The organism is Enterococcus sp. AZ163 (genome assembly GCF_050498925.1).
Lineage (GTDB): Bacteria > Bacillota > Bacilli > Lactobacillales > Enterococcaceae > Enterococcus_A > Enterococcus_A ferrettii.
Genome location: NZ_JBIPAO010000008.1, coordinates 1 through 14,228, shown reverse-complemented (window position 1 = coordinate 14,228; position 14,228 = coordinate 1). Strand labels below are relative to the sequence as shown.

At 35.6% G+C, this 14,228-nt stretch carries 15 protein-coding genes; 3 read left to right on the top strand and 12 right to left on the bottom strand.

Going from position 1 to position 14,228, the window contains the following annotated elements; translation table 11 throughout:
* Both IGI46_RS25670 and IGI46_RS25665 read right to left on the bottom strand, forming a co-directional pair.
* Window positions 1-1,464 (bottom strand): MSCRAMM family protein (locus IGI46_RS25670; RefSeq protein WP_429974619.1); only part of this gene is annotated, 1,464 nt, incomplete at its 3' end.
* Window positions 1,465-1,633: 169 nt separating this feature from the next.
* Complete coding sequence (locus IGI46_RS25665; RefSeq protein WP_429974618.1) at window positions 1,634-2,344, bottom strand: hypothetical protein; 711 nt, start codon at window positions 2,342-2,344, stop codon at window positions 1,634-1,636.
* A gap of 249 nt (window positions 2,345-2,593) precedes the next feature.
* Here IGI46_RS25665 and IGI46_RS25660 point away from each other — a divergent pair, with 249 nt between their 5' ends.
* From IGI46_RS25660 to IGI46_RS25650, 3 genes are all read left to right on the top strand, one after another.
* Complete coding sequence (locus IGI46_RS25660; protein WP_429974617.1) at window positions 2,594-2,809, top strand: CopG family ribbon-helix-helix protein; 216 nt, start codon at window positions 2,594-2,596, stop codon at window positions 2,807-2,809.
* 205 nt (window positions 2,810-3,014) lie between these two features.
* A complete protein-coding gene (locus IGI46_RS25655; RefSeq protein WP_429974616.1) occupies window positions 3,015-3,215 on the top strand; it encodes a DUF4177 domain-containing protein in 201 nt (66 codons plus the stop codon).
* 203 nt (window positions 3,216-3,418) lie between these two features.
* The gene (locus IGI46_RS25650) at window positions 3,419-3,691 is read left to right on the top strand and encodes a hypothetical protein (protein WP_429974615.1); all 273 of its coding nucleotides are present in this window, start codon (window positions 3,419-3,421) and stop codon (window positions 3,689-3,691) included.
* 90 nt (window positions 3,692-3,781) lie between these two features.
* Here the strand turns inward: IGI46_RS25650 and IGI46_RS25645 are convergent, their stop codons facing one another.
* The 10 genes from IGI46_RS25645 to IGI46_RS25600 form a co-directional block, all read right to left on the bottom strand.
* Window positions 3,782-4,027 (bottom strand): hypothetical protein, encoded by a 246-nt coding sequence (locus IGI46_RS25645; RefSeq protein WP_429974614.1) that lies wholly within the window; start codon window positions 4,025-4,027, stop codon window positions 3,782-3,784.
* A gap of 1,105 nt (window positions 4,028-5,132) precedes the next feature.
* Window positions 5,133-5,363 (bottom strand): hypothetical protein, encoded by a 231-nt coding sequence (locus IGI46_RS25640; protein WP_429974613.1) that lies wholly within the window; start codon window positions 5,361-5,363, stop codon window positions 5,133-5,135.
* Window positions 5,364-5,822: 459 nt separating this feature from the next.
* On the bottom strand, window positions 5,823-6,143 hold the full coding sequence (locus tag IGI46_RS25635; protein ID WP_429974612.1) for a hypothetical protein: 321 nt from the start codon (window positions 6,141-6,143) through the stop codon (window positions 5,823-5,825).
* A 182-nt stretch (window positions 6,144-6,325) separates the two neighbouring features.
* Complete coding sequence (locus IGI46_RS25630; protein ID WP_429974611.1) at window positions 6,326-6,550, bottom strand: hypothetical protein; 225 nt, start codon at window positions 6,548-6,550, stop codon at window positions 6,326-6,328.
* 660 nt (window positions 6,551-7,210) lie between these two features.
* Window positions 7,211-7,669 (bottom strand): hypothetical protein, encoded by a 459-nt coding sequence (locus IGI46_RS25625; protein WP_429974610.1) that lies wholly within the window; start codon window positions 7,667-7,669, stop codon window positions 7,211-7,213.
* Between the two features lie 1,117 nt (window positions 7,670-8,786).
* Complete coding sequence (locus tag IGI46_RS25620; protein WP_429974609.1) at window positions 8,787-10,292, bottom strand: primase C-terminal domain-containing protein; 1,506 nt, start codon at window positions 10,290-10,292, stop codon at window positions 8,787-8,789.
* 597 nt (window positions 10,293-10,889) lie between these two features.
* The gene (locus tag IGI46_RS25615) at window positions 10,890-11,495 is read right to left on the bottom strand and encodes a hypothetical protein (protein ID WP_429974608.1); all 606 of its coding nucleotides are present in this window, start codon (window positions 11,493-11,495) and stop codon (window positions 10,890-10,892) included.
* A 2-nt stretch (window positions 11,496-11,497) separates the two neighbouring features.
* The gene (locus IGI46_RS25610) at window positions 11,498-12,373 is read right to left on the bottom strand and encodes a ParA family protein (protein WP_429974607.1); all 876 of its coding nucleotides are present in this window, start codon (window positions 12,371-12,373) and stop codon (window positions 11,498-11,500) included.
* Between the two features lie 796 nt (window positions 12,374-13,169).
* Complete coding sequence (pepG1, locus tag IGI46_RS25605; protein WP_429974606.1) at window positions 13,170-13,310, bottom strand: type I toxin-antitoxin system toxin PepG1; 141 nt, start codon at window positions 13,308-13,310, stop codon at window positions 13,170-13,172.
* A gap of 269 nt (window positions 13,311-13,579) precedes the next feature.
* Window positions 13,580-14,228, bottom strand: a 649-nt coding sequence (locus tag IGI46_RS25600) for a hypothetical protein (protein WP_429974605.1), incomplete at its 5' end; no start/stop codon positions are given.

The following is a 14,228-nucleotide window of genomic DNA, read 5'->3' as shown; positions in this document are numbered from 1 at the left end:
CGTCCCTTTGTCATCCACACGAACGACAGCAGTTTTTTGATCCTTGTATTCGACTTTCACAGTGACCGGCTTAAACGTATTCGCAAATCCGATGGCCGCCGTTTTCTCAGAAACGTAATAGGTTCCTAATGGCAACTTATTACTAGAAGTCGCAACCCCTTGGTCATTCGACGTGATTGTTTCGACTACCTTCCCATCTTTGTCCTTCTCACGAATTTCAAACACATTTCCTGCACGTGAGTAATTTTCGTTCCAAGTTTCCTTTCCACTTTCTACACCAGATTTTTCAATGACGATTTGTCCTGTAGCTTTGACGTTTCGTGCTGTTACGACGGACGTTCCACCTGCTTTTACAACGCCTTCATAGGTATCACTTTCTCCGATAGCCGAAGCTAGAACATAGGGTTTGGGTACGCCAATTTCAGTTACTTTGTATTTCACACCGTTTGGAATACCTGTAACTTTAACTTTCCCATTACTGCCGGTAGTGACTGTTTTTGTAGCTGGTGCATTTTCTCCACTAAATTCAACTTTAAATTTAGTATCCGCTAAATAAGCATTCGAATCTTTGTCTACTTTGCCGATTTCGATATCTCCTTTTGTATCGATCTCGAATTGTACTTCATAGTGGTTAGGATCTTTTATCCTCGGAGTTACTACTGTTTGAGATCCTGGTTTTGTCCAAACGATCGGCGTACCTTCCATGTAGCTTCTTTTAGCACGATAGATCCCTGAACTAGCATTCATATCTGTTGGTGTTACATTTGCGTATGTTCCATCATTCGATACCTTAAAATCCACATTTGCTGTATTAGCATATACGTTATCAAAAAGGTTTAGATCTGTTGTTCCGGCATCTAACCTCGTGGTTTGACCATAGGTTAACTTAATTGTCTGTTGATGAAATGACGGTTTCTTCTCATAGTCATCAATCGCTTTATCAAGCTTAGCTCTCAACTGAGGATACTCTGGAATTTGATCTATTGATGTAATATCCAAATTATATTCTGGTAAGTTATTCCAAAATACTGCTCGCGCAGTAATTTCTTCATGTTGAGTTTTGTTGGGAAAGACATATTGCCAGATGCATGAAGCTATTTGGGCTCTCCTAGACACATTATCTGACTCGACTCCTGTATATCCATCGGTCCACATACCACCTGTTAATGGTACTCCTGGTTGCTTACAGAACACCATATCATTGTGGCCGTCAGGATATTGAACCGCTAGACTGGCTGTAACATCTGACCAGGGTGCACCGTTCCTTGTACCTCTCATTGTATATAAGTTTGCGGTATCATAAAATACTCTTCCGCTACTAGTTTCCTGTACTTTTGGTTCAAACTTAACTTCTGAAGCACTTGCTTTTAGTATACCTCCCGATAATACAGAAATAATTGATACTAAGAAGATCAAGCCTACCGAAAAGAAATTAAGTTTGCTTTTAATAAATTGAGTCTGCAATCTTTTTTCCTCCTTTGGATAAAATAAAAAGACAACTAAATAGTTGTCTTAAACGATTATTCATGTGGAACTCTATCCTCCTTCATTCATAGCTATTTATTTTAACACCAGATATTGGTGAAATTTTTAAATTAAAAAAAGCACTTAGAAAAATTCTAAGTGCTTCGGACTACTTAAATATTTGTTTTACTCCATAATTAGAAGCAGATACCCCAAAAGGTAAATTATCCGCGTAATTATCAATCCAATTTGTTGCTTCTGTTTCGCTACCAAAAATCTTTGAACCCTCTTTTATAACGTATGATTGGTCATTTCCATTATCAATTTCCAACCAAACTGTCCAAACTAACTTTGGCTCCACAGGTTTTGTTGGATTAGTAGGATTCGTTGTGCCCTGATCTCCTCCACTATACATTGCAACACCTTCATATTTCCAGCCAGCACTCACTAAGTTGTTTTTCTCGTTCACATCAGTTGTAAAGTGATGTGTTCCGGTCTTAGCGTTAGGGTTATACAGTCTGTGAACTGGTGTGGAACCGCCTGATTGCCATGCAATTCCTTCATCTCGCCAGCCTTGATTGGTTAGGTTTGTTACTTCATTTCTGTTCAAAGTATAATGATGATCTCCCCCGTTATTTGGGTTAAATACTCGATAGACTGGAGTCCCTTTGGCAGGCACTTCCCATGCATTTCCTTCAGCTCTCCAACCTGCATTAACCACAAATGGAATTTCGTTCCCATTTGCTGTATATAGATGTTCCCCAGTGTTCGGATTGTATGCACGGTACAAGGTTGCTGCGTCAGCAGCTTCACTCCCTACTGCAAATGCTCCTAATCCTAAACCAACTAACAACGATACCTTCAATAAAATCTTTTTCATCTTAATTCTCCTCCTTAAATTTTTAATAACCTTTAAAACAATCATACGTACATTATACCTTAACCAAAAAAATAATCCTTCTCCGTTATGACCAAATTTAGGTCGATTCTGATTTCTTTCCTACTGATCCACAAGGATCTTTAGTCAAAACAAAAGTAGCGTCACTTCATAAAAGTAATGTAACATATTCAGAAAGCTATTGCAAGCAAAGTGACGTCACTTTATAATGTTCATAAAGGAGGATTTACTATGTCTATTAATCGAAATAAAACTGACCGTGTACCTATTACAACTCCAAAAGATCTTACTAAAGAAATTGACGCCTACAAACAAGTAAAAAAGTATTCATCAAGATCTAGAGCAATACAGGAATTAGTCAAATTAGGACTTGAATCAGAATACGAAAGACACCCCGGAATGAAAAATGACATTCAACTTGTACTTGATCAATCAATTGAAGATTAGAGAATGCCTTCTTCCACTCATTTGAGTCCTTGTAAATACGTTAGATAAGGAGAGTTGTTCATGGCAATGCCTCTCCTTTACATACAATCGGTCGTTTACCGACTTTATCTAATTGGTTTGTTGTTTCTAATATCATTTTTTTCTTATCTTTCTTTTACTTTGTAGTGTATAATCGATAATTAATAAGAAAGAAAGTAGGGATTACATGTACACTTATAAATCTGAAATATTGTACACAAAAACTAAATTTGCTACGGATAAAGCAGAAGCAAGCGACTTAATTGAGTTAGACAATCTTATCAATGAGCGCGCTAAAGAAGGTTGGGAATTAGTAACTTATTCATATATGTCATCTTCTTTCCAAGTTAAAGGTGCTACACTGATTACTTTCAAAAAATTGAACTAATTTCAGTAACTCATTATTTTCATAATGAGTTTTTTTATTCCGCAAAATCTTTCGCTAGTGGAACCTATTTCCCAAATTTCCACTCTTGAGCGTCAAATAATTTCTCAACTTACAATATTGTAAGTTGAGTGTGCAGGCTGTAAGTATCACATTTTTAGTCCCAATGCTATGATCAGATTATCAAAGACAGAGGAGTGTTTTACATGGACGTTTTATATATTTTATTCTTAGCAACTGGTGTTAGTGGATTGATGCAATACTTTTTGGAAAAAGGGTACATCAAGTCCATAAAAAGTGCATTGTTAGCTTCTAGTTTGATTATTGTAACTATAAACACCTTAGGGAATCCCCAAGCTCTAGTTAACGGTCACTTATTAAATACACTATTTTCATTAATACTTAGTTCAGCCGTTTTTGGTATTTGTATGATATCACTTCAATACTTAACGCCAAATAAAAACAATAATCCCTTTTGAAGCTTACAATACATCTCTAATTCAATAATCATGATTTTTAAACCATTTACTAATTGTAGATGGTTTTTTCTATATCTTCTTTCGGTCTTGTTAAGAAAACTTTTCAATTGCTTTTCTAAAGCTCGTTCTAACGTCTTGAATAGAATTTTCACTAAAATCATTAACAGAAATAGCATCCAATGGGTTTCCATCATCGCTTATCAATAGAAAAGTATAAATATACTTTGGATAAATCCCTCTTTTTACTAAATCCTCGTAGCCGTTGGAAATTTGATCAATTGTATTAATCTCTATATGACGTCCGTTCCTGTTAAAATCTTCAATTAGATTCTGCATGTCTTTTTTCCTTTCTACTTCATCGGTCGTTACTGGAACTTTTATATTTTTATTCGATTGAATCCAACTGCTTAATGTCCTATACTTAACTGAATAGTTATAATAATGATAAATAAAGGAGGAGTATAGTTGTCAGACGAGAAAAAGTTGTTAAAACAGTTTTAAACAATATTTGTTGTACTTTTTAGCGTGCTAATGCTAAATACAGTAGGAGTAATCTTCTCTTTTTCGAAAAATGCTATGGAGGATTCAAGCTTCTTAATGTTTGCTTTTGTAACTGGCCTTGGATGGATCAATACTATTGTTCAGTTTAAGAGAGCAGATATCCGAATAAATTGGAAGAACAAGTAGAATATTTTTTACAAACGGGGCTAACTGAATTAGCTCCGTTTTTCTACTGAATTGCCCCATTTACAGGAGTTTCTAGTCCATACTTTCTACCGTTAGCGGAAACTTTTTTATTTGCTTTTTTCTGATTATAAGTTTTTAGTCATTTCTATATTGGTATCCATCCTTATGATAGTATTCGCTAGAATCTATCTTTTTAATTTTAGTTGTTAATGCTAATATAATGTAAAATAGACAGGAGTGATTTAATATGAAAGAATTTCAGTATTTACTACTTGGTCTTTGTATTATTGGTTTCTTTGGTAGTATCTCAATGTTTACGCCCAATACTCCATGGAACGATATTACATATTTATTTCGTAAAGTAGATAAGCAAAAATACCTCCGGTATTCGAACAAATTTTTTGGTAAAACATGGTTAACCGTTGGAATTAGCTCTTTGATATTGTTCCTTTTGACTTTGATTATAAAGATCAACATCCCAATTCAATTAATTCTATTTCTCTTTTTTATTTATTTATTCATAAGAGTAGTCCTACTTGAAGTTGGTTGGAGAAAAGTTGCAAATAAATAGCTAACCTGTGATAGTACGATTTTTGTGCTATTTTTTTTTAACATTTTATTGAAAACCTCATTGATAGCCCCATGATATGGAGCTTTTATCTGCTGTATCTTCCTTGTCAGTACAATCGGTCATGTGCGGACATAAAATCTATTCGATTTCCTCCGCTAGCTTACTTTCTGAGTAAAAAAGCAATTATCTTCTTATAAACAGGGATTGTTCTTTTTTCGAGTTCTTTCTGTTTCCAACAAAAAATTCGTTATCGTCAGTTAAATTTTCGATCTTAATACCTTTCTTTTTTTCAAACTTAGCTATTAGGCTCCATTCCAACTGGGCTGAGGGATTCATGATAAGATTTTTCTCGTCCTCATAACCTATCAAATTTTCTCGAACATCATTCTTGTACGTCAGTAGTCTTTTTGACAAGACCATTCATCTCCTTTAAAAAGACCTTCTAAAGCCCATTTGTGGACTGTTTCCTCCATTTGCTGAGTTAATGGAAATTTGCTAAAACATTGGAATGTCTCCCCATCTGTGCGATATAATTTACTTAATAACTTTTCAGGAGGTCTCATTCCAATGTATGCTATTCATAAATTTTCTCTACATATGTTAGTTATACTGGGATTAGTTTTGTTCATATCCCTATTACTTCGTTATAATCATGGGCTTTTTTTAGCGCGGACAACCTATAAGTTAAAAAAATATAGAAACGATTCTGCACATAGATCAGAACGAGCACTTGGAAATAAAATCAGTGCTGTTGGAATAAAATTAGGTGTGCCTCTATTTTTAATATTCTTGATACTTACTTTTTTAACACATTAATACTCCGTTCTTCTGGTGGTTAGTGGAAATGGACCCACCAACAAAAGACCAGTTCACTTATCCGCCTCTTTTTTGCCTGCCTCGTGGCTGAACAATTCTGCCCCGATTAATTTTCACACCATTTTTCACATATAGACAGTACGTACCACTCGAGATTATACGTACAGACTGAATCGGAATGATTGTTTTCATCCGAAACTTTGATAACAAGATCACTTCTGCCACTTCTAAAATTGATTGCTCATCCACTACGTTATTATCGATCAACGAGGCCGTCATATTGGGAGAGACTTTCAGAAAAGACAGGTTGTTTTGCCCATCAAAAACCGGATTAACTGTCTTCCCAATTGGAAGTGTGATTGTTTTTTTCTCTTGCATCGGTTGCCTCCATTCTTTTTTTGAATCTTATTTATCTTTTCTTTGCTGACGAAAAACCATGAGCTTTCCGCCAGTAAAGAAATTCTGCTTTTATGACAGACTTCTTTTCGTTTTTCGATCCTTCTAATAAAGCTTGATAGATCTCTTGGGTGGTGTACCCTTTTCCTTGCAATCTGCAATACTTATTTAGTGTCAGATCGTCTAGTGTAAGTGGTTCTAACTTTTCCAACGTTGGCTTCCTCCTCCCGATCGAAAGTAATTAAGACCATACCAGCCAGGTTCAAAATGATACACAGGATACAAATCCCGATACCGACCTGATTGATCCATGAGACAATTAACATGACAATACTTGCGACCAACAACACGACCAACAAACGAATCGTAACCTTTTTTTCTTCTGGCATCATTTTTCTCCCTCTATTTCAAAATCATCCTCTCACTCGATGAAACGTTATATACTCCTAAACACCTTTTGTTTACTAGCTTTGCATAGACAATGTGATAGTCACTGAGTTAACAGTAACCTCAGACGTTTAAGCATCCATTTACGTCCAAACTTTGAGAAACAAGGTTATTTTCACAAGATAACCTTTGAGTATGGTTAATCGCTCCCTGTAAAACTCTTACAGATCTTGGCAATTCTCTCTCTGATAGTAGCAGCACACCTATTCAACATTTTGCTGATTGCAGGTATTCCTCCAAGCCCTTTAGTAGCTGCTGATGATTAGCTTGGAGTAAGTCTAGCTAGTTTTATATTCAATTATCCTCCGAATATATACTGTCTGTCGTGTTCGTTATCAACAACCACAGCGAGTATAAATCCAGATTCTTTGTGTTAGAAAATCTTTGCTAGTTCCTGTTTTGAAAGCCTAGCAAACAAAAGGTGTTTAAGCTCGTACGCTCATTTTTCTAGGCGGCGATAAAGTTCTGATATTTTCCCCATAGCCAGAACCGACATGATCACTGCTCCAATGTAAAAACCAACAAAGAAAATCACAATTTTTATAATCATCGTCTCACTCCCCCTTTTTTATTTTAAAATGAAGTCAAATCAACCCTGGCATTCAAGTATCTTTCTTCGTATACCAAAAATCTCGAATACCAAAAACCCAACATTGGAACTCTTGCCTATCCAGTTTAGAATAGATCTTTCTCGCTTGATCCAACATCTTTTTACGTCTTTCATACTGTACTGCATCTCTGAAAGCCTGCTTATTCAGTTCAGATTGGATTTTGTCGCTATTTTTGCTTCTAATTTTTACAAATTTATTATCACCCATCGTTACAACTACTTCACCGTTCCATCTGGCTACCAAATCTCCTCTAAACCAAATAAATTTTATTTGGTTAAAGATCTTACTAACTGGTACCTCATAGAGCTCAACTTCTTCTCCCAGGTTCCCGGTAGGAACTACTCTATATGCCACACCCTGGCGAATATTCCATGTGTGTTTATTGAAACACTGGACCCTACATCGTTTTTTCTCTAGGTCCGTTACCTTAACAACAATACCTTTCGACATACTTTCACTCCCTTACGCGTTTATATGTGATGTGAATAAAAAAAACTTAAAGAATTGATTCCTGCTCGAAAAACAACAAAAAAAGGGAAACGCAGTCTACACTACGTTTCCCTTTATCAGATCATGTGTATCATTTCCCCAAGTTCCACTTGATCATTATATTAATTTGACTGACACTATTAGGAATTTCGAGAAAACTTATTCTCCTTTTTCGATGAAAATCCTAACAATACCGATCCATATTTGATATAATGACGAATGTCTGGAGAAATCCATGACCCGAAGGTTAACGCAGTAAGCTCCACTTACTGCCTGCAGCTGGTCTATGACGGAGCCTGAGAAACTCCTGAGATCAGCTGAGCCTTTGGTTATTTTTTTCAAACACTTTGGTATCTTGCTTGAGGAGCAAGAATCAATTCGCTTTCAGTCTAATCCTTTTATTGCTGATAAGTCAAGCAATATTTCTGTGATTCCTCTGAGAAACAAACCGCTCAAACTTCACTCCTCACCGTTCTTCAAACCTTACAACTCATTTTTTTGTTTTTTTATAAAATATCCAGTCTCCTCTCACCAATCATTTTTAGAATGTTTAAACAATTATTCCCAAAAACAAAAGTATTTAACCAAACAAAACTATCGTTATTTATTTTAGCAATCTTTTTTATCAATACTGGATAGAGATTTCACTAAACAAATTAGCATCTTACTGGCAAAATAAGTCATCTCTTGCTGGGGAATTAGCCATGGCGATTAACTCAAAATGAAATTAACGTCTTAATCTCACATAAAATTATAACAGATTTTTAACCGAATGCAAACATATGTTCGCAAAAAACGTTCAAAGATGAAATTTAGAATCAACATTGGGCTAAGGCCCAGCTAAAATAAGCTAGTTTCATTTAATCCAAAAACCCAAGAAGCTGCTAATGCAGCAAGCTCTATCAATCAACAATAAAGAAACTAAAAAGAATAAAGGTTAAGAGCAGACAGCAACAAACGCCTTATAAATATCGCGAATGCAATCAAAGGACTTCCAAATTACTTAGTATTCACAACACCACGGAAAGACAAAGCAGTATCATAGATATATTGTATAGGCAGTTTGCGGGTTTTATTTTCAGCCAGGAACCGCCTTCAGCAATTCAATTTGAATGTATCCATTTCCCATCGGTAATAGCTGTTCAAAAATCTCTTGAACTAATGTACCGGCCACACCAAAAGCTTCCCTAATCGCTTGAAAATAAGCCTCGCGGACTTCTTTTTTGGTTAAGATGATTGTTCGCATCAACGCTCTAACTGAAGCTATCATGATTCCGCCGCCGCGGCCGCGCGTAACTCGATAAAACACCTGGTTAATCTCTTTCAGCTTTTTCAGTGCAGCATCAAAACTTCTCTCCGGCACGCCAATTTCTTCACGAATCTCTTTCTTTGTAGAGTAAACAAATGGCTTATAGGTATAACTTTGCTCGTTTAGGTAATGGAGAATATCTTGCTGCCATTCTTTTGAGTGACTTTTCACTCGATCCTTTCGATCCTTTTTGAATTTCCACCAACCGGCTTTGTTACTAAATAGCTGATCATCTGTCAAATCTGGTGAAACCCAAGCATGGCAAAGCTCCCGGACAAAATCTTTTGAAGCTGCCTGGTACTCTCCTGAGTAGGCGCTTTTCACGATTCGCAGGATCTCTGATTCTCTCAAAGGATTGCTGAAGCGTTCATTCAGCATGATCATGTTGTACTCACAAGTGGCTTTATCATATCCTGAAGAATAGTATGCTAAAGAAAGGGTAAAAACAGCATTGTTTCGACCCAATAAGCCTTTTGATCCTTTTAATTTTTCAGAATGCAGCAGCAAGTCAAACCACTTTTCATCAACCTGACGTATCTCATTTTTTTTAGCAGTTGGGAACGGGATCACCACTCCTGGCTTATCTCCAGATTTTTTCATAGACCAAGAGATCCACTCTTGGAAAGAATACCGGTAAGATTCCTCAAAGAAAAGAACGTTGTCGCTACGTGGAATTCGCGCAATACCAAAATGATTGCAACCCAGGTCCACTCCTGGTAATTCTTTAGCAAGTTCTTTGCGAATATTCTCGGAGATCCGCTTTGCCACATCGATCACTTTGAAGTTACTTTTCTTAGTAACATAGACAGCTTTTTCTAAGGCAAAATAAGCCTGGTATCCTCCAGGTGTATCTACAATCAACGTTGGTAACAAACCAATACGATCAAAGGCTGCAAGTACAATCTCACCATGATTAAATTTTTCACCGGTAACGTCAATATCAACAACAAAAGTATTGATTTGACGCAGATTTCCTTCACTATGCCCTTTCGTAAACTGGCGGCTTTTGTCAGCATATGTTCCAAATCTATACACGTTTGGTGTCCAATGAGTAAGTTGATCCCCATTCTCTATTGCTGCTTCTTTAGAAGTAATGACAAGGCCTCTCCCTTGAATCATATGCTCCTTAGAACGGTAACCAAAAATAGCCCCTTTGTTCCCTTCAGCTGCACCAGCCGGCTTAATCTTGCTATTTTTATATTTATAAGTTCTCAAACCACTTTGTAAAATTTCTGCGTAAATATTTGACAGTTCCAAAAGAACGCCTCCAGTCATCAAAAAAAGAGAACACTAAATATTAGTGTTCTCTCGAATCTATTTTCAGAGCCCATTTTCATGCTAAATCCCTTTATTAGCGCACTCAAACAAGCCTTACTCTGTTGATTTTTTTTTCAGAAAAAGCTATAATATTTTTGACTGATATATAGCAAAAAGTGACTACCAATCACTTTTCTTTCCTCAAAAAAAGAGAGAAGAACACTTTTAGACGATGTGCATTTTTGACCTACCAATCAAAAACTTGTCTCGTCTTTTTTTATATTTTTTTTCAACCTATCAGATTTCAATGGAATCATACCACGACACAATTGCTTAAATCAAAGCTTTTTATACAAACTTTGATTTAATATCTTTTATTCAAAATCTCTAAGTTGATTAAAAGATACTTTAATTTTATCTATCATTGATTGTGAGATACTTAATTCAAAATTAATCTCAATTAAAGTATCTCTTAATCAAGTTTTTTTTAAAGCTACAAAACAGATTCTGCTTGATTAAAGTATCTAGTATTCACCAAAAAAGTATCCCGGAATCAATGATTATTTTGATTCCGGGATACTTTTATCTATCTTATTCGATTGGTTTAAAGATACTCTAATCAAACTTGCTATTAACCCAAGTATTCTTCTGCTCCTTTAGGGTGTCTTTATCAACCTCATCTGTTAACTCTATAAATCTTTTACCAGCAGCCTTCAACTTTTCATTCTCTGCTATCACGATTGGCTTTAATAGCTCCATGTCTTCTTTATACGCTTCAAATAATGAATCCCTATCATCCCTATCAAAAGTTGAAACTAGATTGTCTAAGGCCATATCAATGATATCACCTACTGTCTTACCATCATATTTGCGAGAAATCAATCTTTCAATTCTTACCTTAGTCGATAAGGAAATTTTTGCATTTCTATCCTTTTTTAACCTTGGGTCAGAATATTCAGCTTTTCTTCCAGCAACTCCTTTATGACTCTTATTCGGATTTTTTAGTGTCGACGTTTCTTTTACATCACGATCTCTTTTCTTCGAAATTGACTCTGAACTTTCAACACTTTTTATTGGTAAAGTTTTACTTTCTTCATCAGGACTGGATTGTGTTTCTTGCTTTTTTCGTTCTAATTGATCCGCGAACTCTTTCGTCTTCTGCAAATTACTTGAACTTGATCGTCTCTTTCTCGGAAACAAAGAAGATTGTCTTTCTACCATAATTATTCCTCCTCAAACCAGCTGACATGTTCATTAAGCTCATCAAGAATATTTAAGAACAGCTGCTGTGGAGTTTTATCAACAAGCATTAAATCTCCATCTTTCTTACGATCCATAGTTATTCCAGTTTCATCATATCGAATTAGGCGAGCCATTCGATAGACAATAGTACTCAATAGATTGTCACCATACATTTCTTTTGCTTGATTGTAAGAATAATTTTCTGTGCTCGTTTTTTGATCAAGCATGAACGGAACAATTCCAGCAACCTTCAGGTGAGCATTGTACCGATCGCTGAAGAACTCCATATAACTAATGTAATCAGCAGCTCCTCTTAGCGATTTAGGCTGTGTTTGTAGCATGATTGCTACATAATCCGCGAAATACATTGCACTTCTCACTTCAGTACCCAGTGAAGGCGGGACATCAATAAAAATATCATCGTATTGTTCTCTTAATGGATTTAGCGTATCAACAAAGTACTTAAATTGTGCTAACTTATCATTTGGATATTGAGCGGACATTAGATCACTATAGTCTGCCATTGCTATATCACCCGCAATAAGATCAAAATTATCAAACAACGGTAATACTGCACCATCTAATGATCCATCGACCAAGACATTCCAGATTGTTTTTGGCAATTCTTCTAAATCAGAATACTTGTTATTCCCCATATTTTCTGCAGTGTATAGCATTACGTCAGAAGCGTTATGCTGCGGGTCCAAATCGATTAGTAACGTCTTTCTTTTTCTATAATAAGCATTAACAAACCCAAGCATCTGAGCTGCTGTTGATTTCCCTGTACCACCTTTAAAATTTCCAACTAAGAAAACCCTTGCTGAATACTTTTTTGACATACTATGACTATTATTCATTTCGTACCTCCCATTGATTAAGTATCTTTAATTCAGTATACCTATAGGATCGTTAAATTGCAATAAGTATCTCGCAATCAATCCAATCTTTTTGATTGAAAGATTCTTTATTCAAAAGCAAATTAAAGTATCTTATAATCAACGATTATTGCTGTTTTATCAGTATTTACCCTATGATTAAAAGATGCTTAAATCAAAAAATGTAATAGTTTCCAATCAAATAATTGTCAGGTGATTTAATGATACTTTAATCAACAGAAGAAGTATCTTTTAATCAAAGTACAATCTAAATGAAATTGTGTCCAGGTGATTAGTACAATATTCCAGTGTAGCTAAGCTTCAATACGTCGTTTATATAAGTATTGAACGGCTCAGAAAAAAAAAGATAATTTCTCTGTAGTTTTATCAAAAAAATAGGATTAATAAACTCTGATTTAAAGATCTTTTTTTCAAATTAAAGTATCTTACAATCAAAGTTAAATACCGATAAATAGGGTTTATGTTTTGAATTAAAGATACTTTTATCAAAAATAAGTATCTCTTAATCATTTAGAAGATACTCATTGATGTGCTAATCTAGGACTGGTGATCTACAAGTATATTGGGATAGGGAAGTATCTTTATAATTTCTTATTAGTCCCATGGTAATTTATTTTCGTATTACCGGGTAATATGTTATAATATACACGAAAAGGGAAGTTGCGCTAACAACCTCCCTTTGGACAGCACCGTTAAAGACGGTGGCAGAAAATTAAATTTTTTGAATCAAAAAATAGTCGACCTGCTAAAGTGACGGCTATTTTTTGTCGTTTCTTAGCATTTTGACAATCAAGCTGATTAAGGCAATGGTGAACATACCGAAGCCAAGAATCACTTGTATTGTCTCATATGCAGACAAAAGGCATCTCCTTTCTCCAGATTTTTGAAGTAAGTTCATAAGAACCACCTCTTTTCTGAATAGATTTGCCACCGTCTTAAACTGTTTACTTTACTGTCTCACTCATTATATCATTACTTAACTACAATTTCTTTAGTGAATTTTTTTGGGTTATTGTTCGTGTTTTATCCAGCCAATAGCAGCTGTGGTACTTCCTGAAGCCGGGAACGTTCACGCCAAAACCGAACGAACGTGCACCCAAGTACGCCAGATCTTGCACCAAAAAACGAACTTTGAGATAGAGTAGGGACTAAGTACCTTTTTACTATCTATTTTTCAGCCCATACCAGCGATTCTTCTACAACAAAATTTTGTTCGAACTCCTCTTTGTCCATAGTAAAGAAAATCTCCTGTCCTATTTTTATTAATAGCTGTCCGGAACCTAAACCGATGCCTCCACGTTTTGTTTGTACAGTAACTCGTCCATTTGATTTGAACTTTTTGTTTTTTACGATAGGTAAATGATCACAAAAGACGGCCAACTGTTTGAGTGCACCAGGAGAGTACTTGAAAAATTGGATCGGAGCCTCATTAAAGCACACGCCAGAAGCCTTAATTTTTGTTTGTTGTTTCTCTGCAATAAGGTAGCTCTTATTTCGTGACCGTTCTGATAAGTATAAACTAAGGGGAGTGAGTGCTCCGTTGTCTCGTTCCAAATAATAGCTACTAAGATACTCTTTGTTTATTATAAGTGCCTTAGAGAGCTTGTTTTCTGATTTTCCTACTATGTTACAGGCGGTTTGTTGGGAAGACCCATAAACAAGATATTCTGATCCATCTCTATAGGTAAGTAAGTAGACCGCATACCTACGTCGTGAACGATCTTTTTTTTCTAATTTAATTGCTTGATGAGTTATGAGCTCCTCAACCGAATTTTCTCTTTCGAGTGTCTTCAACTGTTGCATAAGTTTTTCCTGC